Genomic DNA, 22,518 nt, shown 5'->3' with positions numbered 1-22,518 from the left:
ATGACGGAACGAAGGAAGTGCGGATTGCGCGAGGAGAGACCGCGCAATCCCCGGGAAAACCCCGAGAATTCGCGGCGCTCGACATTATGCAGTAAGCACGGAACGCGATTGCACAACTTTACGAATGGTTGCCAAGACGCCACGCCGCGGTGTAACGTGTCGGCTGCTAACGCGGGGGTCCTGCGTTGCACATCGTGATTTCGATCATCGGCTCATTCGACGAAATCGCTTCGTGTGGCGTGGGTGAGAAATACCCTTTGAACCTGATCTGGATAATGCCAGCGCAGGGAAGCGTTCGGGTTCCATGGTTCGCAGCATCCAGACCACTTCTTCCGGACCCGTACCTTTCCATCTCGTTCCTCCCTGTTTAGCTCCTGAATCAGCCGAGCTCGACGGCGTTCGTCCGCGTCGAGTCCGGATAAAACCGTCCCACACAGGAGAGACAGCCACATGAATGCCAACCCGAAATTCCTGTCCGAGAATGCCGTCGTCGATGCCGCCGCCATCGCGCCGCTGCCGAACTCGCGCAAGGTCTACGTGACCGGCTCGACGCCCGACATCCGCGTGCCGATGCGCGAAATCACGCAATCGGACACCCCCGACGGCTTCGGCGGCGAGAAGAATCCGCCGGTGTACGTGTACGACACGTCCGGCCCGTACACCGACCCGGACGCGAAGATCGACATCCGCTCGGGCTTGCCCGCGCTGCGCCGCGCGTGGATCGAGCGTCGCGGCGACACGGAGGAGCTCGCGGGACTGTCGAGCGAATTCGGCCGCGAGCGCGCCGCCGATCCGAAGACGGCCGAACTGCGCTTCCCCGACCTGCATCGCCATCCGCGTCGCGCGGTGGCCGGAAAGAACGTCTCGCAGATGCACTACGCACGGCAGGGCATCATCACGCCGGAGATGGAGTACATCGCGATCCGCGAGAACCAGCGGCGCGCCGAATATCTCGAAAGCCTGAAGAAGAGCGGCCCGAACGGCGAAAAGCTCGCGGCCATGATGGGCCGCCAGCACCCCGGCCAGGCGTTCGGCGCGGCGGCGTTCGGCAAGGACGGGCTCCAGGCAATCACACCCGAATTCGTGCGCGAGGAAGTGGCGCGCGGCCGCGCGATCATCCCGGCGAACATCAATCACCCGGAAAGCGAGCCGATGATCATCGGACGCAACTTCCTCGTGAAGATCAACGCGAACATCGGCAATTCGGCGGTGACCTCCTCCATCGGCGAGGAAGTCGACAAGATGACGTGGGCGATCCGCTGGGGCGGCGACACGGTCATGGATCTCTCGACGGGCAAGCACATTCATGAAACGCGCGAGTGGATCATCCGCAATTCGCCGGTGCCGATCGGCACCGTGCCGATCTATCAGGCGCTCGAAAAGGTCAACGGCAAGGCCGAGGACCTGACGTGGGAAATCTTCCGCGACACGCTGATCGAGCAGGCGGAGCAAGGCGTCGATTACTTCACGATTCATGCGGGCGTGCGCCTGCAATACGTGCCGCTGACGGCCAACCGCATGACGGGCATCGTGTCGCGCGGCGGCTCGATCATGGCGAAGTGGTGCCTCGCGCATCACAAGGAAAGTTTCATCTACGAGCACTTCGAAGACATCTGCGAAATCATGAAGCAATACGATGTCTCGTTCTCGCTCGGCGACGGCCTGCGCCCCGGCTCGATCTACGACGCCAACGACGAAGCGCAGCTCGGCGAGCTCAAGACCCTCGGCGAACTGACGCAGGTCGCCTGGAAGCACGACGTGCAGGTGATGATCGAAGGCCCCGGCCATGTGCCGATGCAGCTCATCAAGGAGAACATGGACCTGCAACTGGAATGGTGCGACGAGGCGCCCTTCTACACGCTCGGGCCGCTGACCACGGACATCGCGCCGGGATACGACCACATCACGTCGGGCATCGGCGCGGCGATGATCGGCTGGTTCGGCACGGCGATGCTCTGCTACGTCACGCCGAAGGAACACCTCGGCCTGCCGAACAAGGACGACGTCAAGGAAGGCATCATCACCTACAAGCTCGCGGCGCACGCGGCGGATCTGGCGAAGGGTCATCCGGGCGCGCAAGTTCGCGATAACGCGCTGTCCAAGGCGCGTTTCGAGTTCCGTTGGGAAGACCAGTTCAACCTTGGCCTCGATCCGGACAAGGCGCGCGAATTCCACGACGAAACCCTGCCGAAGGATTCGGCCAAAGTCGCGCACTTCTGCTCGATGTGCGGCCCGCATTTCTGCTCGATGAAGATCACGCAGGACGTACGCGATTTCGCCGCGAAGCAGGGCTTGAGCGAAAACGAGGCGCTCGCCAAAGGCATGGAGACGAAGGCGATCGAATTCGTGAGAAAGGGCTCGGAAATCTATCAGCCGACCTGATGCTCATTTTTGGCTGACAACGGCCTTTCGCACAGCGCGTGCGAAAGGCCGTTTTTTTATGGGGACCGGGCGCAATGTCTTGTCGCGCCTGGAGGAAAGATTGATCTGACGATTCAGGCACCTTTTCTGCTGGAGATGTGCACGAACCGGCGAAAACATGGCGGCCCCCCTTTGGGCCGACGCCGAAACGGTTGCACCGCGTCGCGCGTAGTCGCGGGCGAACCGGAGCCGATTCATCTCATCATCGAATTGGAGAGTCGACATGAAAAACATCAAACAGATCGGCGCCGCTGCAGTGGTCGTTGCGTTTCTGGGAGGATTGACCGCTTGTAGCGACATGACCACGCGTCAACGGGATACCGCCATCGGCGCTGGCGTCGGCGCGGCCGGCGGAGCGGTGATCGGCGGCAGCGCACTTTCGACGCTGGGCGGCGCCGCCGTTGGGGGCATCATCGGGAATCAGGTCGGCAAGTAGCGAAACCGTTGCCTGTGCGGCGAAGTGTTCCGCTTCGCCGCCATAAAAGAGTCCGCCGTTTCAAATTTGTTACAGAAAAACGCTTCGGTAATGCTTTGTCACATGACGCCGGACGCTTGCCCCTCATCGTTGGCCTAAGCTGTTTCTTGACGGACCGTTCGATTTTTATCGATCCCGGAGTCCGGCCAGCCGTAGTGCAAGGAGCAGCATCATGATTTCCGCCCGCAGCATTCCCGGACTCGTAACGGCCGCCGCCGCGCTCGCCGTCGGGCTTCTTCTGAGCGGGTGTTATTACCCTTACGGCTATCCGGCTTATCCATCCTATCCCGTCACCAGCGCGATCTACACGCAGCGCGAATTCACGGTGCCGGCGTCGGGTGCGGCCGTCGCTTCGTCGCCTGCCACCCTTCCGCCGCAATACGAGTACGCAGTCGGCTCGCCCTATTCCGACTACTACCAGACCTATCCGTACCCTTATCCGTACTATCCGCCGTACGCCGCTTACCCGGCTTATTACCGCTATGGCTACGGCTATCCGGCGGTCTCGTTTGGATTCGGTTATTGGGGCGGCGGCGGTTGCTGCTGGGGCCACGGCGGGCACGGCGGCGGTTGGCACGGCCACGGCGGGCATGGCGGGCATGGCGGAGGCGGATGGCACGGCGGCGGCGGCAGCTGGCATGGTGGCGGCGGCCACGGCCACTGAGCGCGGTGCCGCGCGTCGGCGCGCGCGACATGCGACGGAAAATCGTTTTTTCCGTCGCCCCGTAACAGGGCTGCAACATTTTCTGACGCGCACACGCCTTCGCGCGCGGATTGCGCGACTGTGCGCCCGGACACTTTCCTTATCCGACAAGGCTTCGGCACATTTCGCCAGACGATTGGCACAGTTCTGGCTACATAGGTCCCCTATTCGCCACGCCGCAATGGCGATCCAAGCACCTAGCAGCAAAACTTCGCGCGCATCATCGGCGCACTTTCCGTATCGGGGGATCGGACATGATGGCCTTTATGTTTTTTTTGCTGTGGATGCTTGCCTCGCTCGGCCTGTTGACCGTGTGGGTGTTCCGCCAGACGCCTCCTGCCGGCCCTGACGATCGCGCGCCCGATGCGGTCGCCAAAGGCTGACGCCCGCCACTTACGCACGCTCCCGCGCCACTCGCGCATCGACGACGCGCCCCAAGCGGCGCGCTTCGTCACGCCCGCGCCCTACGCCCACGCCGCAATAACCGGCATTCACGACTTGACGCAGGCCGTTCGCGCCCTATTCTTAGTGGGCGCGTTTATGCGTTTGCTTAAGTCGGCGGCCGACTCCTGCTGAACATCAAACTCCACGCGCATCGCGGCTTTGCTTCGCGCCGCTTCGGCTCATGACAAAGAGAAGGAGACCCTGATGTTTCACCAGCTACTCACCCCGATCGCCAATTCGCTGTTCGCGTCCTTTATCGTCGCCGCGCTGCCGATCATCCTCGTGCTCGTGCTGCTGGGCTGGGCGCGCCGCCCCGCGTGGCAGGCATCGCTCGCCGGATTGATTCTCGCGTTCGTGATCGCCGTGGCGGGCTGGCGTTTCCCGGCCGGGCTCGCGCTCGATTCGGTCGCGGCCGGCGCCGTCTTTGCGCTGTGGCCCGTCATGTGGATCGTCTTCGCCGCGATCCTGCTCTACAACGTCGCGCAACGCTCGGGGCGTTTCGAAGCGTTTCGTCTGTGGATGGTCGACAACCTCCCGAACGACCGGCGCATCGTGCTGGTGGTGATCGGCTTCTCGTTCGGCGCGCTGCTCGAAGGCATCTCGGGCTTCGGCACGCCGATCGCCATCACGAGCTCGCTGCTGATTCTGCTCGGCTTCCCGACGCTGGAAGCGCTCACCTTCACGCTGATCTTCAACACGGCGCCGGTCGCGTTCGGCGCGCTCGGCGTGCCGATCACCGTGCTCGGCGCGGTCACGCACCTGCCGACCGACGCCCTCGCGAAAATGGTCGGCCGCCAGTTGCCGTTCTTCGCGTTCTTCCTGCCGTTCTACGTGATCGGCATCTACGCAGGCTTTCGCAACATGACGCGCGTCTGGCCCGTGCTGCTCGTCTCCGGGGGCGCGTTCGCGCTCACGCAGTTCGTGACGTCGAACTACATCAGCTATGCGCTGACCGACGTGCTCTCCTCGCTCGTCTCGCTGATTCTGACGATCGCGTTCCTGCGCGTGTGGAAGCCCGTCGCCGACGAGCGCTTCGCCGTAAACGTCGAGCGCCTCGGCGATAAAGACGACAAGCGCGCGGCGCTTTCGGGCGGCCACGGCTGGGTGCCGTGGATCGTCGTGTCGGCGGTCGTGATCGTGTGGACGGTGCTCAAGATTTTCCTGATCGGCGACGTCAAGGTCGCGTGGCCCGGACTCGACAAGGCCGTCTATATCACGCTCTATAAGCAGCCGTACGGCGCGATCTGGGACTTCCAGCCGCTCGCGACCGGCACCGCGATTCTGGTGGCGTCGATCATCACGGCGCTCCTCGTGAAGTTGCCCGCGCGCGAGTACGGCGCGGCGATCGTGGATACGTGGGTGCAGACGCGCATCGCCATTCTGACGGTCGCGACGATCGTCGGCCTCGCTTATCTGATGAACTACTCGGGCATGAACTACACGCTGGGTCTGGGCGTGGCGTCTGTCGGGCCGTTCTTCCCGCTCGTGTCCGCGTTCCTCGGCTGGGTGGCGGTGTTCCTCTCGGGCAGCGACACGTCGGGCAATGCGCTCTTCGGCAATCTGCAGGTGGTCGCGGCGAACCAGCTGAATCTGAACCCGGTGCTGATGGCGGCGACCAACTCGTCGGGCGGCGTGATGGGCAAGATGATCTCGCCGCAAAACATCTCGACCGGCGTGGCGACGACCGAACTCAAAGGCAAGGAAGGTCTCGTCTTCGCGCGCACATTCAAGCATTCGATCCTGCTCACGATCGTGCTCGGCGTGCTCGTGTGGCTGCAGCAGAACGTGCTGACGTGGATGATTCCGCCGCATTGAAATCGCGGCGCCTTTCTCCCGCTTCTTGCGCTTTCGTTCGGCGGGCGTTTTATCGGTATGAGCGCGGTGCTAACATGCGCGGACTTTTGATGAGCATCCCGAAGTCCGCCCTGTTATGTCACCCGCCAATCTGTTGCAACTGATCGTGCTCGCCGCCTTGTGGGGCGCATCGTTTCTCTTTATCCGCGTCGGCGTCGTCGAATTCGGCGTAGCGCCGCTGATGGCCCTGCGCGTCGGAATCGGCGCCGTGTTTCTGATCGCGATGCTGCTGGCGCGCCGCCCGTTCGCCGCCTCTGTCGCGACACTGCGCGCGCGCTGGCTTCAGTTGCTGGCCGTCGGCATTCTCAACTCCGCCGCGCCCTTCTGTCTCTTCGCCTACGCCGAACTGACGCTGTCGGCGGGCGCGACGTCCGTCATCAACGCGACGACGCCGCTCTTCGGCGCGCTCGTCGCCTTCCTGTGGCTGCGCGATCGCCTGACGACGGCACGCACGATCGGCATGGCAATCGGCTTCGCGGGCGTGCTCGTGCTGGTGTGGAACCAGATCGCGCCCGGGCACGCGGGGCATGACGCGGCGCTGCCGGTGCAGGGCATCCTCGCGGCGGCCGCGGCGCTCGCGGCATCCGCGCTCTACGGCGTCGCGGGCAACTTCGCGAAGAAGTATCTGATGGACGTCGACGCGATGACCAACGCCGCCGGCAGCATGATCGGCGCAACGCTCACGCTTGCGCCCATTGCGTTCCTCACGTGGCCCGCCGCGCCGGTTTCCGCCCACGCGTGGGGCGCGGTGCTCGCGCTCGGCATCGGCTGCACGGGCATCGCGTACTTCATCTATTTCCATCTGGTCGCGGTCGCGGGTCCGGCCCGCGCGATGACCGTCACCTTCGTCATTCCGCTCTTCGGCATTCTGTGGGGCGCGGTGTTTCTCGGCGAACATGTGTCGATTGCGATGATCGCGGGGTGTGGGATCGTGCTTGCGGGGACTTCGCTTGCTACCGGCGTTGTGAAGCGTGTGCCGTTCATTGGGCGGCGTAAGCTTGCGCCGTGAGCCAGGCTTCTGCCAGGAACGCTGGACGCCGCGGCGATTTCTTCGTTTTCTTGCTTCTGCATACCGTCGACATCGTTCGCGCTCTGATGGTCAAAGGCACCGGCGGCGCGCTGCCGACTTCCATCCCGGTAATCGGATCGCCAAGGAACGAAAGCGCTCCATGCGCTCGTGAATAGCGTCGAGTACCGCAAACAGCGGCGGTCCGTTCTTGTAGTTCGACCGGCGCGTCGGTTCGATATCCCCGCGTGCGTGCTGATGAATAAGGACTTGACCGGCGAGACGCTCGCTTCCCTGCGCGGGTGCTTCGGCTTCGACCTGGAACAGGTGGAGCGGCGCGCAGCGGCCCCCGATTGCTAGCTCCGCCGGCCATTCGATTTGGGCAGTTCCTATTTTCGGTTGCGCGAAGTCAGGCATCTTTCACCACGAATTGATACACAAATTCTCTCGGCTGCGCGTTAGCCTCCGTATCGCTAACGGCTCGCGCTCCGAGACGTCGGCCACTTCGGATTCCGGAATACCGAGCTGGTGCACAAACCCATTCAAAATGATCGGCAGGTTCCTGAAGTTGAGCACTGCTTTGGACACGCTGCGGCGGGTCTTTTTTGTTTTGGCTACGCGCTTTTAGCCAAAAAGGAGGATTAGTTGAATCGCAGAGACGAATACTTTGAAAGACGTGAGCGCGCTTTTCAAGGACAGCATCAGCCCTACTTTCTTGAGATAAGAAGCGCGCCGAGTTCGGCCACGGCGGATGTCTTCAGCATTGAGGGCGAGGAAGCCATCGGGCAGGAGAGCCGCTTCAAGATTCAGTTCACGCACACATCGCACGACTTGTCCCAGCGCGAGTATCTGGGCAAGCGGGGTTCGCTTCTCGTGCAGCCGCCGCATGACCCGACTCGCCAACTCAAGCCCGATCCGGCACGTCACAAATTTGGCGTAATCACAGGCTTCTCCAAACTCTCGACTCTTCGCGGGCAATCCGGACCTCCCGTACATACTCCATGCGCTGCATAACTCGCAGGATACCGACCCGGTTCATCAGGAACACAAGTGGCGCACGCGCAACGTCGTCATTCACACGGTTCGCAACAACACGATTCAGGTCGAGGACCGCGAGAACCAGGAACATATCAAGATCGCGACGGAGCCGGGCAAGTCGCAACTGAACCTCGGTCACGCGGTCGGCCGTGATGACAAAGCTCGCGGATTCGGCTTCGAACTGCGTCTGCGCCGGAAATCATGCATTTGGCAGGGCCTGCGTTCGCGCCCGTGGTCGTGCCGTTTAAAACGGGTTGCGACGCGTGGCTGTACTCCGAGAGTTTCGCGGAGAAGACGACGCCGCCCGGATCGAAGCAAGTGAACTGGGAGCAGCCGCAGAGTGCAGGCGCGGTGCCTGCTGCGCCCCCTTCGCCGTCAACGTCCGACGCGAGCGCGTCGAGTGCGCCGTCGGCCAATGCTGCCGCGTACGATCAGCCGTCCCCCGATGCGCCCGAGGCGGATCATGATTCCAAGCATGAAATGAAGAAATCGCCAGCGTCAAAGGAGACCGATCCTGAGCCGGAACCGATCAAACTCGCCGAGCCGGTTTGGTGTGACTGGAACCTGAGAAGGTTGAAACCGAATGCGACGGCGCAACCGAAACGGGAGAATATAAGGCACTGACTAATACGAAGACTCCTTGGCTTAATCTAGACAACAGCCAACGCATCGGCGGGGGATCATTCCCTACTACGTTCGAACTGCTTTATGAGCCGGACACAAAAACACTGACAGCTTCCGTCCGTGTAAAAATAATACCGGTTGACCTAATTAAGGCCGACAGCACCGGTCAAGCGATCCTCGATTGCGACGGGCGTAAGCAGTCTGTGCCATACGAAAACAGCGCGCACTGGCGAAATGTTGCGAATGGTGTCGGATCGCCGTTTGCCGGACTCGTCATGGAATATCGCGATGCGGCAGGATCAAATGTCGATCTTGTTGCGTTGAAACGGCAGGTAGAAGCAACGCTGAATGGGCATAAGAGCCAATTGATTCTTGCCGGATGTTCAAAGGCCGCTTCGTGTGGCTGCCGGGTCAAGGTTAGATTCAATGTGACGTTCTTATTGAGCGTTAAGAATTGCCACGTCGGAGAATATCACAAAGAAATATGGTTATTTCCGAAAACAGACCGCGCCGACGCTGCATCATGGGGCGAGTCAAATTTCGACCCCATACCTAAAGATCCGAATCGGTATGTATCGCTCTCTGAAATGAACATTGTTGCACACGAATGCGGTCATCTGTTTAATTATCCCGATGAATACTGGGCGTTCGGCGGTTTTGTTCACAGTGACTATATAAACAATGGTGAGCTTGATTTTAAGAAAGCCGATGAATTGAAACTCAAGCAAACGTGGAAAATGATGTCTACACCTAATCTCATGGGGTCGGGCGCCCGACGACAAAGCGCGAAAACGCGCTCCTACTATCTTCGATACGTCAGGCAGCACTTTTCGAAAATGACAAATAAGACTTGGAATATTGGTTATGAAGAAGAATTGGTGTGCGACGAAAATTCGCAAATTAATTAGAAACATCGCAGTCGAAAAGAAGACTCTCACGAAATTACTAGTGATTTATTTAGGAGGTTTTGCTGTGCCGATTCTCTCTGCCGCCGCGACAGTGCCGAGCGTCGCCGATGAAGGTTTCTCCATGAGTAGGATGGGCGGTCATCAGTACGGCACTAATGGAATCGGAGTATGGACTTCAGGGAGGGTTCGTGTTGGTCTATCAGACACAATTCAAACAGAGTTTAATGGCGCTGGAATTATAGAGAATCAGCTTACATCGGAAGACGTTAAGCAGGCTAGAGACATTCATCGTCAGCTATGTGAAATTGCTGATTCCAAGCCCGCAACAGACATGAAACGGATTGATCCGCCGACTGTATATTCCGCCAGCTGTGTACAAAATGGCAAGAAAACCGTTTATCAAGGAAGGATAGACGAGCTACCTAGAGAACTTTGCTTTCTTATGGATAGCTTCTATTTAAGAACTCGGGATTCTTATGCACGTGACGGCCGCGCTATTGCCAAGCTTGATGTTTCCGTAGAGAGCATTGTCCGGCAAAGAGATGGATTCCAGATATCGGTCAAATTCATCAATAGCGGAGATTACCCTATGATTACTCTCCCCCCCGACCACTGGAGCGGTGTATGGGGAGAAGATTTAATCTGGATCCACGGACAAAGCGCGGACGGCAAGCATAAGTGGAATGTCGATCTATCGGCGTTGCCCTTGATCAACAAGGCCGACTTCCCCGGAGACACCGTGACCATTCCACCGAGGAGTTCTGTAACGTACAAATTCTTGACCCTTCCCGATGAAAAGCTAATTGCTGGAATATACAGCTTCGAAGCCCAAGTTTTTATGAGCGTCGGCGCAGAAGACGGCCCCGTTGCCAGCATGGGCAAAGTCGATTTCCACTCAGACCGCACCAAGCCCACCCGCGTAACTTTCGACCGCGACTACCCCTCAACCCCGCAAGAGTGGAAGGATTTCGAAGCGCGTAAGGCTAAGGAAGTGTCTTTCCTAATGCCCGGCGCGACGGTGGCCGAATCCGGCTACTACCGCGCTGCGTCGATTGCCGGAACCCGCGATCAGTTCGTGAGGAAGTTCGAGCAAGGCACCGCTGCGCCCGACCTTGATTTCCAACGCTGGGACCGTTGGGAATGGGAGGCGGATCTAGCTCGCGCGACCGTCTGCAAACCCGGCGAGACGTGCCCGCGCGAGGGTCGCTGGATACTGCGCGCGAAAGACTACTCCTACGGCAGCAAGGGCGATCTCACTTACCCACAGCATCAGCAACTTTTCCGGATGGGCGAGCAGAGTCGCTCCATTGATGTTGCCAACGTCGATGGGTCGAGACTCTTCTGGGAATGGTTGAGCGCGTAACGCGCCGCCGATCCTGTCCAAGCCGGGGCATTGCGCCCCGGCGTCCTATCTGTTCCTAAAGATTGAACATGAAAAACCCAGTATGCAAAGGCGATCCGACCTCACATGGCGGCGTCGTCAAAACCGCCTCTTCCAGCTTCGACATTGATGGGCGCATGGTCGCGCTGCTGCATGACATCGTTACGTGCCCTCAACACGGAGACAACCCCATCATTGAAAGCGGCGAAGGTTATGAGGAAGACGGTCGCAAGTGGGTCGCCGATGGATGTCTGACCCGATGCGGCAGCGTTGTCCACGCTACTACCAAGGGAATGGACATCGCATGAGGACATGGCGCGTTCCAAACGTTCCCGAGGAAAAGCACATCGAACCGCCGTCCATCTGGATAGCGGTGTTTGCCTTTGTCGTGCTGCTCATAGCGGGCTTCATCATCACGATTCTGAACTGGAAACAAGGCGCCTCGATCGTATCGGCGAAGTTTTTTGGCTTTGCGCTGGGCCTGCCGCTTCTGGTCTGGGGCGCGCTCTGCGGCTTGCTCTATCTGCCATCCGAAGACTGGAACGACCGCGCAGACCTGTGGAATTTTCTTTGTACAGACAACTTCAACAATTGGCGCGCGTGGTCACAGTGGAACCTGTGCATTCTCGATACCGTGACGCTTACGCCCGAGGTTGAGCTTGCCGAGCGCGTCCTCGGGCTGGAGGGAAGCGCACCGACGAACAAAGGCAAGGTGCTGAGCTTGCAAGCCGAAGGGGATGTCATCGTTGATACGAAGCTTGAGGACGTTCTGACGCAACTCGTTACGCCCTTTGTCGGAACGCTTCAGCGCTTCACCGGAAAGCGAACGGTGCATATTGCCCTTCAGTCAACGCAGGATGCCCATTTGGCAGTCTTGCGCACCGTGCTTCAAAGGCTGGAAATCGCGCATGAGCACATCGCCCTGTCTCGCTACACGATGAAGGACGTGCCGAGCATTCTTGACGAATGGATGGAAAACCAGAAGGTGCGCTATGACTACGGCTATCGAGAGCGAAAGATCATGCCGGACCTATGCCTGATGCTAGCGTGTCAGTTCAACGAGGACGGCGCCCCCACGGTATCCGAGGCGGCGCTCGGGCTTCTGTTCGGCTCGTGGCAGATGCTTGAAGATACGAAGCTTAAAGTCAAGGCGCGGCTGTTCCGCTCAATTCCCACGACGACCGACGAAATCGCCGCTGCCCTCAAGACATTGCAGACGGCCGAGCCGACGCCCCTTAAACGGCTGCGCAATCTATGGGTCAGCAACCTGGCGAAACGGGACGGTCATATCGTGCGGGCCATTGCGAAGGATAGCGAACCGGCTCTGACCTTGATTGACCTCGATGAGGCGCTAGGCGTGCCGGGACCGGCTAGTCCGCTGCTGTTGCAAGCGCTGGCCGCACAGACGGTTCAATTCGGACAGGGGCCGCAACTGGTCGCGATGCCGGACGCTGAAGGCTTACGCTTGAATCTCGTGGGGAACGGCTACGCCGAGATTGCAGAGGCCAAAAGGCCCGAACCCGAATTTTGGCCGGTTTCGTATGCAGCGGTGTTCGGGTCTCTACTGCCCCTGATAGAAGTCGCGATGATCGCATCGGATGCCGGCGCCGTCTGGACATGTAGCGTTTTAGGCGTGGGCCTTCTGCTTTTTCTTGTAGGGATTCCAGCAGGGAGGGTATTCAGGCTTCGGGGCGTGTCGCGAGAGTTCTACGAGCGTGCGCGGGGATAAGCGCGGCGGGCGGTTGAGCGTTGGAAGGCCATGCCCGCCTCTGTCGCATACGTTGATATTAACGATGGTACAAGCGGACAGCATTACAGCCGCTGCAATCAGCACGACCCCGAATGCAATGCGGCAACATGTTTGCGCAGTCAACCGATACGCCAGTGAAAACCCGGACCGCCGCCTGGCATCGCTAAAAAATAACGACGAACTTACGATCGTTGATCGTTACTAGAAAGACGCTCGCCGCTTGTCCTTCTGCTTCCGATCAAGTCCAACTCAATCCCCCCGCACCGGCCCCCTTCCCGCCTTGATCGCACCGCGCTTCACCTTGCTCTCCACGCGACGCCGTTGCGATGCGCGCGTCGGCTTCGTCGCGATCCGCTTGCGCCGCGTGACGGCGACACTCCGAATGAGCTCATCCAGCCGCGCGAGCGCCGCCGCGCGATTCATGTCCTGCGTGCGATGCTCCTGCGCCTTGATGACGATCACGCCCTCGCGCGTGACGCGGCTGTCGGTGAGCGCGAGCAGGCGATCCTTGATGTGCTCCGGCAGCGACGACGCGCGAATGTCGAAGCGCAGATGGATCGCGCTCGACACCTTGTTGACGTTCTGACCGCCCGCGCCTTGCGCGCGCACGGCCGTCAGCTCGATTTCGTTCGGCGGCACGGCGAAGCTGTCGGTCATCGTCATCGGTCGGCTCCTTGTCGTCCTGCGTTCATGTGAGACGCCGCATTCTCGCGGCGAGCCCGGAATCGCGCCGCGTCGGCTCCCGGACGGCCTGCGCGAAGATCGCCGCGGAGCCGATCACTTCGACCCTGCGCTTCGCACGCGTGATCGCCGTGTACACCAGCTCGCGCGACAGCACGCGCACGAACGTGCCGGGCAGCACCAGCGCCGCGTGCTCGAATTCCGAGCCTTGCGATTTGTGCACCGTGAGCGCGAACGCGGTGTCGTGCGGCGGCAGCGCGGCGGGCGACACGTAGCGCAGCGCGCCATCGGCCATGCGGAACGCGACCCGCAACGAGCCGTCCGCGCCCGGCAAAGCGATGCCGATATCGCCGTTGAAAAGTCCGAGCGCATAGTCGTTGCGCGTGACGATCACCGGCCGTCCGGCGAACCACTGTGCACCGAGCGCAAGCGCAATGCCGGCCTGCTCGCGCACTTTCGCCGCGATGCGCGCGTTCACTTCATCGACGCCGCGCGGCCCCTTGCGTGTCGCGCACAGCACGCGGAAGCGATTGAGCGCGTCGAAGAGCCGCGTGTGATCCGCTTGTGTGCCGTCGAGCACGGCGCAGAGCGCATCGGCATACGGCGCGAAGCCGTTGGCGAGACGGGTGAGCGTGCGCTCGGACAGCGCAGCGTCGCCGTCGTCGAAAAGCACGGCCGCGCGCGCGCCGGATGGATCGAGCGCATCCAGCGCGGCCTGTTCGTCGCCGTTGCGAATCGCGATCGAAAGACGCCCGATGTCCGAGTCCAGCCCGAAGCGATAATTCTTCTGCAGCCAGACGACGCAATCGGTGAGCGTGGCTTCCCCTTCCTTGCCGGCGTCGCCCCAGTCACCGGGCAGCGTATCGAAGAGCGCGCCGTAGCCTTCGGAATCGTCGACGGGCGCGGCGTCGAAAAGTCCCAGTTGCGGCTGGCGCTTCGGCATTTCCGCATGCGGCAACGCGGCTTCGAGCCGCTTCGCATCGATCGAGAGTGCCGAGGCGATGCGCGCCACACCCGCGACGCTGAACGACGGCTGCGCGCTCAGCTCGGCGAACACCGCGCCGGCTTCCACGGCCGACAACTGATCCTTGTCGCCGAGCATCACGAGACGGCTCGCCGGCGCGACCGCTTCGAGCAGATGCGCCGCGAGCGCGACGTCGATCATCGAGGCTTCGTCGACGACGATGACGTCATACGGCAAAGGATTGTCGCGATGATGCCGGAAGCGCCCGTCCGACTGCACGCCGAGCAGCCGCTGCAAGGTGAACGACGTCCGCGGCAGGCGCTCCGCGAGTTCCGGCGGGAGTTTGTCCGCGCGTTCGATGAGCGCCTCCTGCATGCGCTGCGCGGCTTTGCCGGTCGGCGCGGCGAGCGCGATGCGCAGTTCCGGATCGGCATCGAGCAGGCACGCGAGCACGCCGACCACCGTCGTCGTCTTGCCGGTGCCCGGCCCGCCGCTCACGATCGTGAGCCGTCCGGCCAGCGCCGAGAGCGCGGCGACGCGCTGCCAGTCGATGTCGTCGTCCTTGCCCGGACCAAAATAACGCGCAATGCGCCCGGCTTGTTGCGCGATGTCCTCCCGCGAGACGGGCGCGCGCGCATCGCGCGAGCGTTCGACGAGCGCCCGGGCCAGCCGCCGCTCGTAATCGAAATAGCGCGCGAGGTAAAGCCGCCCATCCTCGTCGATGACGAGCGGCAGCAGATCGGCGGCGTCCGCGCGTGCGTCACTGCGCGCGAGGCACGCGACGCCGCTCGCGAGCAGCGCGTCGCGGGCTTCGGCGAAGCGTGCGTCGTGACGCCGGGCGAGCGCGGCGAGCGACAGGCACACGTGGCCTTGCGCGGTCGCGCGGCTCATCGCGAGCGCGGCGCGCTCGGCCCACAGCACGCCGCGCTCGTTTGCGCCCAGCCGCGCCGCGAGCGCGCTCAGGCGTCGCGCGAAGCCTTCGGCGAGGGCCGCGGTTTCGTCCGCAAGCGCGGGCACGGGGCGCGCCGCTTCAATTTCATCGAGCGTGCTCATGCCGCGCCTCCCGACATCAGGCGATCGAGCGCTTCGACGAGTTCCAGCGACGGGCGTCCGCGATGCACGCCGCTTGCCGATTCGCCGTCACGCCAGCCGGGACGAACGCCGCGCACGAAGAGATACAGGTACCCGCCGATATGCGTGTCGTATGCATAGTCCGCCAGACGCGCGCGCAAGTAGCGATGCAGCGCCACCACGTAGATGAGCGCCTGAAGGTGATACGCATGGTCCGCCATCGCCGCGGCGAGCGGCGCGGCGGCGTAGTCGGATGCGGCATCGCCCAGATGATTCGACTTCCAGTCGATGATCCAGTAGCGGCCTTCATGCTCGACGATCATGTCGATGAATCCCTTGATGAACCCGCGCAGCGCGCCGTTTTCGAGCGCGACGTCGGGAAAGCCGTGCGCGGCCAGCAAACGCCGCAACGCGGTGAAATCGAGTGCTTGCGCCGGAAACAGAAACTCCAGCTCGTTCATGCGGCGCGTCATCGCGATGGTTTGCAGCCGCATGGCGGGCGCGATCTCGGCGGCGACCGTATCGGCGAGCAGGCGCAGCATCATCGGACGCAGGCGCGAAGCGAGCGCTTCCGGCGCAGGGGTCGGATGCTCGTGCAGCGCGCGCTCGACGGCAGCGGGCCAGCCGGATGGCTCGGTGAAATCCGCAAGCTCGAACATGCGATGCAGGCACTCGCCCGCCGCCGCGCCGCGCGGGAACGCGAGAATGTCGTCGGGGGCGAGTTGCGAATCGTCGCGTGGGGACGCCGCTATTCGCGCGGCGTCATCGAGCGCGGCGAGTTCGTCGTGATCGGGACGCGCTTCGACGGGCTGCGCCTGATTCGCCTCGTCGCGTGCGCCGGCCGCGATCAGCGCGCTGAAACTCGCCATCCGCCAGCGATCGCGCAGGATGCGCTGATTCACGCGCGCGGCGATTTCGTGGCGATGGGCGGCATCCGCGACGAGCGGCTCGCGCATGTCGATCACGGGCAGAGGCGCGACGCCGATCGCGCCGCCCGAGCGCGCGGCGACCGCATGCCAGGCCGCGACGATGTCCGCTTCCTCGGGCGGCGCCTCGCAGAACGCATCGAAGTCTTTCCCGTTGCCCGCGACGAGCCAGTTGAGCACGCTGCGGCGCGATTCCTTCGTCGAACGGTTCGACACATAGAAACCCGCGACGACGTAACAGCGGAACACCGCGCGCGTCAACGCGACGTAGACGAGACGCGCGCGCTCGGCCGCCTGCTCGCGCGCGATCAGCGCGCTCACGCGATCGTCATGCTCGCCTTCGATGCCGTAATGGAGCACGGCTTCGCCCGTGTCGTCGTGATACTCGCGCGCGTCGGGCAAGCCCGATTTCGACGAATCTCGTGACGCGCCGTCGTTCAAAAACGGGCAGAACACGACCGCATATTCCAGTCCTTTCGACTTGTGAACGGTCACGATCTGCACGAGATTGCGATCGGATTCGAGACGCAACTGCGCTTCCTCGCCGCCGCCCTGCTGCTCGCGTTGCGCGGCAAGCCAGCGCAGCGTCGGCGCGATCCCGGGCTGTTCGGCCGAACGCGCCTGCAGCAACTCCGCCAGATGATTCACGTTCGTGAGCCTGCGCTCGCCGTCGGGCCGCGCGACGAGACGCGTCGCGATCGACAACTCGCGCGCGAGCGTGCGCCACATCACCGCGAAGCCGCGCTCGTGCCAGATCGTGCGATAACGCGAGAAGCGCTCGACCCAGCTCGTGGAATCGATCGGCGCGCCGTGCGGATCGGCCGCGTCCGCGTGCTCCAGCCGCCAGAGCGCGGCGGCGTCGAGCCCGAACCAGTCGGTTGCGAGCGCCGCGCGCAGACGGCGCAAGTCGCCCGGCGTGTCGATGGCGGCGAGCACGCGCTCGATCTGCTCTGCATCGGGCGAGCCGAACACCGACGCCTGCGCGAGCTCGACGCTGCCGATGCCCCATGCGGCAAGCACGCGCTTCACGAGGCTCCCCTGCCGATGCGTCTGGACGAGCACCGCGATATCGCCCGCCGAAAGCGGCGCGCGGCCGATCGTCACCTCGCCGCGCTGCGCGCCGCGCAGCAGCCGCGCGATCTCGGCGGCGCAGGCTTCGGCAGCGTCGCGCTGCGCGCTGGTTTTCAATAGCGCCGATTCGCCGTCCGGCAGCATCCACACACAGAAATCGGCGATGTCGGAATAAGCTGCGGCCGGCGTGGCGTCGACGAACGGCCCGCGTTTGCGGGTGCCGGCACGCACCGGCTGATAGTCTAGCCCGTCGAGAATGAACGCCGCCGGATTCGCTTCGAACACGCGATTGCACGCCTCGATGATCTGCGGCGTCGAGCGCTGGTTGACCGCGAGCGTATAACGCGCGCTCGCGCCTTCGCGCGCGGCGAGATAGGTGTGCAGGTCGGCGGCGCGGAAGCTGTAGATCGCCTGCTTCGGATCGCCGACGAGAAAAAGCGGCCCGTGCGGCGCGAACACGCGGTTGAAGATGGCGTATTGCAGCGGATCGGTATCCTGGAATTCGTCGATGAGCGCCGCCGGATAGCGCGCGCGCAACGCCTCGGCGAGCCACGCGTGCCTGACGAGCGCGTGATGCAGGTTCGACAGCAGGCCGTCGAACGATACGACGCGGCGCGCGCGCTTTCGTGCGGCGAGTTCTGCGGGCGCGTGATCGAGCCATTCGCGCACGATGCCGAGCCACATCGCGCGCTGCGACGCCTCGGCAGCGGCGGCGGTCACGGCGAGCGCATCGGCTTGATCGAAGAACGCGTGCACCGGCGGCGGGTGCTTGCCCTTGGTGCCCTTCGCGAGCGCGGTGGCGGTGAGCTTGAGCGCTTCCTTCGGCGGCGGCGCATGACAGTCGGCGCTGGCGAAATAGTCGGCCCACGCGTCGATCGCCGCATCGATGATCGTGCGCTTGTGCGTCGTCTTGTTGAGGATGGCCTCGGCGTCGAAGAGCAGCTTCGCGATCGTGTCGCGCTCGGCGTGCCACAACGCGCAGGCCTCATCGAACAGCGCCTGCATGTCCGCCGATTCGGCGGCGTCCGTATCACCGAAGCGCAGCGCAGCGAGCGGCTTTTTCAGACGCCGGGCGAGCTGCGCATCGAGCGATGCCGGTCCCGCGCCCTTCGCGACGAGCCACGACGCGAACGACGGCGTGCGCGCCGCGACCGGCTCCACGCGCTCGCGCCAGAAATCCGCCGCGAGCTCGAAACGCAGCGCGCTGTCGTCGGCTTCCATGTCGAACGCGAACGGCATCGCGGCGGCGAACGGCGCTTCCTGCAGCGCGCGCTGGCAGAACGCGTGAATCGTGTGGATCGCGGCCTGATCGAACGTCGACACGGCGATGCGCAAGCGCTTCGCGGCCTCGTTTGCGTCGATTGCGGCGAGCGTCGTTTCGAAGAGTTGCTCGATGAACGGATCGCCGGCCGCATCGCCGTTTTCGATCGCATGCGCGACGCCCGCGAGCCGCGAGCGGATGCGTTCGTGCAACTCGGCGGTCGCGGCCTTCGTGAAAGTCACGACGAGAATCTGCTCGACCGACAGGCGCTTTTCGAGCAGCAGCCGCACGTATAGCGCGCAGATGTTCCAGGTCTTTCCCGTGCCGGCGGAAGCCTCGATCTGGTTCACGCCATCGAGCGCGCAAGCGAAGACATCGAGTTCCTGCACGCCGATGTCATCGACGGATGCCGTGAGATTCGTCATGCGGCGCTTTCCAGATGTTGTACGAGCGGCTCGAACACGATGCGCGCGAGCGCGGCGAAGGCATCGTCGAGCGTGAGATCCGCGCCGCGAAACGCGATGCGAAACACCGGGTCGTCGGATTCGGCGTGTGTGCGTTCGGACTCCCACGCGGCCTGCGCTTTCGAATCGCCCTCTTTCACCTTGAGCCACGCGCTTTTCGGAAAGAACCTGAGCGGCATGCGTCGTCCCGCGCGATAGAGCGCCGCCAGCGCGGCGAGATGCGCGAGCGGATCGGCGACGGGCATCAGCGCGAAATCCGCCGATTGCGCCCCGCGACCGTGCCAGATCGTGCGGCGCGGGCCATCGGGGAGCGCCGCGCAATACGCGAGATGCGCGAGCCACGCGGACAAGTAATCCCGCGCGCGCGGCGTGTCGTAGCGATAGATCACCTGGCCTTGCGGCGTGAGCGCATTGAGCGTGCCGACGAGCGTCATCGGACGAATGTCGATGAGTGCGTCGTCGTGTGCGCCGAAGAGCGCGATGCCGGCGGTGTCGGGCCAGCGCGGCGCGAGATCGAGCGAGAACGGCAGACGCTCGACACCCGCGGACGTCGAAGCGCGCACGCGTTCGGCCAGTTGACCGAGCGCGTGAAGCTCGCGCGCCTGCCACACGCCGCCCGTCGCGCCGCCGGGCATTTCAGGACTCGCGCGCGCGACGCGTCTCGCGCGTTCGCGTGCGGCACGGTCGCCCTCGTCGGCGGCTTCGAGCAGCGCGGGCAGCACGCGCGCGGCGAGCGCATCGCGGCCCGCGAAGCCCAGTTCGAACGGCTCGGTCTCGTCGAGCTCGGCTTCGGCATCGACGAGCGCGATGCCGAGACGGTCACGCAACAGCGCGCGCGCGGGATGACGCCAGAAGCGCACGAAGTCGTCGAACGCGACAATTGCGACGTCGTCCTCCTGCGGCAAGGGCGCGGAGAAAAACCGCGCGACGGGCTGCGATTTGCCCGACTCCAGTGCGCGAGCGAGTTCGGCGCGCTCGGGCTCGTAGGTGAAGAGCCTGCCGTGCGCGTGAAAATAGTCCGGCGCATAGGGCTGCAACGGGTGCTCGAACACGAAACGTGCGCGGGCCTCTGCGAGTTCACTGGGTCCGGCATGCCTGCCCGCGACGGACTGCGCGAGATAGTCGAGCAGCTCGTCGATGAGCGCGGCGGGCGGCAGCACCGCGTTGTCGCGGATACTGCGCCCCGTGTACGCGATCATTAACCGATCGCGCGCGGCGAGCATGAGATCGAGGAACAGGTTGCGCTCGTCATCGCGGCGCTGGCGGTCGCCGAGCTTGCCGAAACACGCCATCAGATCGAACTCGTCGGCGCGCGTGAGGCTCGGAAGCATGCCGTCGTCCATGCCGAGCAGGCACACCACGCGATAAGGCAGGCCACGCAGGCTCGTCAACGACGAGAACGTGACACCGCCCCACGGCACGCCGCCGCGCGCGGGATCGTCGAGCGTATCGGTGAGCGCGGTGCGGATCACGGCGGCCGATACGTCGGTATCGCCCGCGCCTTCGTCCATCGCGGCGACGAGCGAATCGACCGCGCGGCGCACGTCGCCGATGGCGTCGGTGAATGCGATGCCCGCGTCGAAGAAACGCTCGAGCGCATCGAGCAGCAAAGCGCCCCACGCGCGCGCGGTGCGCGGCGTCGCGATGCGCTCGGCGAACGCGTCGATATCGTCGACGAAGCGCGTCAGACGGCCGAGCAATTCGGCATCGGAGCCGTTCGCGCCTTGTATGGGCAGCCACTCGCCTACCGGTGACCCGCCCTCGGGCAACGCGTAGCCGAGATAAAGACGCGTGAGCGCATCGGCGAATGTGTGGCGCGCGGCGGGCACGTCCGCGGCGGTGACTTCGTCCGGCCGTAACCCACGACGCGCGCCCGCGGCGGCGAGCCATGCCTGCGCCGTTTCGAGCGCGATCGCGTCGATGCCGTAACGCGCCGCGATCGCATCCACACGCAGCCATTCCACGAGTTCGGGCGCGCCGACGCCGCGCTCGGTAAGCGCGAGCCAGTCGATGAGCGCGCGCGCGACGGGATTCGCCTGCGACGGCGGCAGGCCCGTGATGCGATACGGAATGCGCCGCCGCTCGTTGCTCGCGCTCGCGGGCGCGGTGCCGAAGATGCCGTCGATGAGCGGCCCCGCCACCGCGAGGTCCGGAAACGCGACGAGCACATCAGACGGCTCCAGGCCTTCGATGTCGTCGAACCAGTCGAGCAGACGATCGTGCAGCACTTCCAGCTGGCGCGACAGGCTATGACAGACATGCACTTCGATGCCGTTCTCCACGATCGTTTCAGGCTGCGGCTGCGCGTTCTCTTCATCGAGCGCCAGGATGCCGTTCTGCACGCGCGCGAGCCACGTGGGCGCGGGATTGTCCTCGAAGAGTTGCCGCTCGCTCGAGGCCGCGCTTTCGGTCAGCTCGTGCAGCATGTGCAGTTGCGCCTGCGTCTGGCGGCCCCATTCGGCAAGCAGCGGATGGCCGACTTCCTGATAATCGGCTTCGCCCTTCAGCTCGAGCTGCTCGACGCGCGCCGCGCTCACGATGTCGTACCAGAACTCGCGGCAGGGATTCTGCGCATAGACGCGCACGTCGATCCAGCGAGACAGCTCGCGCAACAGCGCGATATGCAGCGGCGGCATTGTCGGCAAGGCAAACACGCTGATGCGGCGCGGCCATTGCGCGCGCATCACGGCATCGAGGTCGAGGCCGGGCGCGTCGGCGAGAAAGCGGTACGCGGGCGGCGTCGGATCTTTCTCGTCGCCGTTCGCATCGCGTGCGAGATCCGCGAGCAACGCGCGCCAGAGGGCCGCCTGCCAGCGCTCGTCCTCGCGTTGAATATCGTTCGCGCCGGAAAGACGCGGGCCGCGCGCATCGGTCCTGGCGCCGCTGCCCGCGAGAATCGAGCCGCCCGCCTGCCAGTGCGTGAGCCACTCGGGCCGATACGTCAGATAGTGATCGAAAACCGTCGCGATGCGGCGCGCTAGCTCGTAGCGCATCGAGTCGTCGGCGGCGTTGAGATACGTGGACAGCCGCGCCGAATCGCCGATCGACGGATCCTCGAAGAGCCGGTAGCAGCGCCACGCAAGCCGGTCCGGCGCGAACGGCGAATATGCGGGCACGGGCAGCACGCGTCCGATCTGCGCCCAAAGCCATTGCGCGAGATAGCAGAAATCGACGTTCGCGCAGATGCCGAAGCGCTCGGCCATGTCGAGTTCGAGCCGCCGCCGCACGGCCGCGCTCGGCACGATGACGGCTTCGCGCGCGAAGGGATCGCTCTCGCGCATCGCGAACGCGTCGAGGTCCTCGAAGAGCGCCGCGGCGAGCGTCTCGTGACGATTCGAATAAAAGAGTTCGAGCATGGAAGCGGCGTGCTTTGCGGCTTGAAATGGGGGGATTTGAAAAGCTTTGCAACGTTCAGGCGCCAGCATAGCAAAGCGGGCGCGGCGGCGAGAACCTGGCCGAATGGCCGAGGGTCGAAG

General features: G+C 63.5%; 16 protein-coding genes and 1 riboswitch. Of the genes, 11 read left to right on the top strand and 5 right to left on the bottom strand.

Annotated elements, in window-relative coordinates; genetic code table 11:
• The first annotated feature begins 163 nt into the window (after window positions 1-163).
• A riboswitch (TPP riboswitch) is annotated at window positions 164-308 on the top strand.
• Window positions 309-450: 142 nt separating this feature from the next.
• The 6 genes from thiC to NCT32_RS04560 all read left to right on the top strand — a co-directional run bounded on the left by thiC (window position 451) and on the right by NCT32_RS04560 (window position 6,906).
• Window positions 451-2,382, top strand: a complete 1,932-nt coding sequence (gene thiC, locus NCT32_RS04580; RefSeq protein WP_061119898.1) for a phosphomethylpyrimidine synthase ThiC — start codon at window positions 451-453, stop codon at window positions 2,380-2,382.
• 262 nt (window positions 2,383-2,644) lie between these two features.
• Window positions 2,645-2,857 carry a glycine zipper 2TM domain-containing protein gene (locus NCT32_RS04575; protein ID WP_061119899.1) on the top strand — a complete coding sequence of 71 codons (213 nt, stop codon included), beginning with the start codon at window positions 2,645-2,647 and terminating at the stop codon, window positions 2,855-2,857.
• Between the two features lie 211 nt (window positions 2,858-3,068).
• Window positions 3,069-3,560: a hypothetical protein gene (locus NCT32_RS04570; RefSeq protein ID WP_061119900.1), complete on the top strand. Its 492-nt coding sequence runs from the start codon at window positions 3,069-3,071 to the stop codon at window positions 3,558-3,560.
• Between the two features lie 293 nt (window positions 3,561-3,853).
• Window positions 3,854-3,982, top strand: coding sequence for a hypothetical protein (locus NCT32_RS37230; protein WP_284502139.1), 129 nt, complete (start codon window positions 3,854-3,856; stop codon window positions 3,980-3,982).
• 265 nt (window positions 3,983-4,247) lie between these two features.
• Window positions 4,248-5,858 carry an L-lactate permease gene (locus tag NCT32_RS04565; protein WP_061119902.1) on the top strand — a complete coding sequence of 537 codons (1,611 nt, stop codon included), beginning with the start codon at window positions 4,248-4,250 and terminating at the stop codon, window positions 5,856-5,858.
• Between the two features lie 115 nt (window positions 5,859-5,973).
• Window positions 5,974-6,906: a DMT family transporter gene (locus NCT32_RS04560; RefSeq protein WP_061119903.1), complete on the top strand. Its 933-nt coding sequence runs from the start codon at window positions 5,974-5,976 to the stop codon at window positions 6,904-6,906.
• A 621-nt stretch (window positions 6,907-7,527) separates the two neighbouring features.
• Here NCT32_RS04560 and NCT32_RS04555 read toward each other — a convergent pair.
• Window positions 7,528-7,881, bottom strand: a complete 354-nt coding sequence (locus tag NCT32_RS04555) for a hypothetical protein (protein WP_250489931.1) — start codon at window positions 7,879-7,881, stop codon at window positions 7,528-7,530.
• A gap of 16 nt (window positions 7,882-7,897) precedes the next feature.
• Between NCT32_RS04555 and NCT32_RS37570 the strand changes: the two genes are divergently transcribed.
• From NCT32_RS37570 to NCT32_RS04530, 5 genes are all read left to right on the top strand, one after another.
• Complete coding sequence (locus NCT32_RS37570; protein ID WP_086961358.1) at window positions 7,898-8,263, top strand: type VI secretion system Vgr family protein; 366 nt, start codon at window positions 7,898-7,900, stop codon at window positions 8,261-8,263.
• Between the two features lie 577 nt (window positions 8,264-8,840).
• Window positions 8,841-9,473, top strand: coding sequence for a hypothetical protein (locus tag NCT32_RS04545; RefSeq protein WP_143756380.1), 633 nt, complete (start codon window positions 8,841-8,843; stop codon window positions 9,471-9,473).
• On the top strand, window positions 9,430-10,836 hold the full coding sequence (locus NCT32_RS04540; RefSeq protein WP_143756381.1) for a hypothetical protein: 1,407 nt from the start codon (window positions 9,430-9,432) through the stop codon (window positions 10,834-10,836). The genes NCT32_RS04545 and NCT32_RS04540 overlap by 44 nt, the downstream gene beginning before the upstream one ends.
• Window positions 10,837-10,904: 68 nt before the next feature.
• Window positions 10,905-11,162 carry a PAAR domain-containing protein gene (locus tag NCT32_RS04535; protein WP_086961353.1) on the top strand — a complete coding sequence of 86 codons (258 nt, stop codon included), beginning with the start codon at window positions 10,905-10,907 and terminating at the stop codon, window positions 11,160-11,162.
• Window positions 11,159-12,583 (top strand): hypothetical protein, encoded by a 1,425-nt coding sequence (locus tag NCT32_RS04530; RefSeq protein ID WP_061119911.1) that lies wholly within the window; start codon window positions 11,159-11,161, stop codon window positions 12,581-12,583. Before NCT32_RS04535 ends, NCT32_RS04530 begins: the two co-directional genes overlap by 4 nt.
• A 270-nt stretch (window positions 12,584-12,853) precedes the next feature.
• On the opposite strand, the gene arfB is transcribed toward NCT32_RS04530, so the two are convergent.
• The 4 genes from arfB to recC are packed head-to-tail and all read right to left on the bottom strand — an operon-like array spanning window position 12,854 to window position 22,398.
• Window positions 12,854-13,267: an alternative ribosome rescue aminoacyl-tRNA hydrolase ArfB gene (arfB, locus tag NCT32_RS04525; protein WP_409219257.1), complete on the bottom strand. Its 414-nt coding sequence runs from the start codon at window positions 13,265-13,267 to the stop codon at window positions 12,854-12,856.
• A gap of 25 nt (window positions 13,268-13,292) precedes the next feature.
• Complete coding sequence (locus NCT32_RS04520) at window positions 13,293-15,302, bottom strand: AAA family ATPase (protein ID WP_250489930.1); 2,010 nt, start codon at window positions 15,300-15,302, stop codon at window positions 13,293-13,295.
• Window positions 15,299-19,003 (bottom strand): exodeoxyribonuclease V subunit beta, encoded by a 3,705-nt coding sequence (recB, locus tag NCT32_RS04515; RefSeq protein ID WP_061119913.1) that lies wholly within the window; start codon window positions 19,001-19,003, stop codon window positions 15,299-15,301. Before recB ends, NCT32_RS04520 begins: the two co-directional genes overlap by 4 nt.
• Entirely contained in the window at window positions 19,000-22,398 is a 3,399-nt protein-coding gene (gene recC / locus NCT32_RS04510; RefSeq protein WP_061119914.1) for an exodeoxyribonuclease V subunit gamma, read from the bottom strand. The genes recB and recC overlap by 4 nt, the downstream gene beginning before the upstream one ends.
• Window positions 22,399-22,518: the final 120 nt, after the last annotated feature.

Source organism: Caballeronia sp. INML2, assembly GCF_023631365.1.
Classification (GTDB): domain Bacteria; phylum Pseudomonadota; class Gammaproteobacteria; order Burkholderiales; family Burkholderiaceae; genus Caballeronia; species Caballeronia turbans.
Note: the sequence above shows the minus strand (reverse complement) of the source record. Positions and strands in the feature narration are given on the sequence as shown.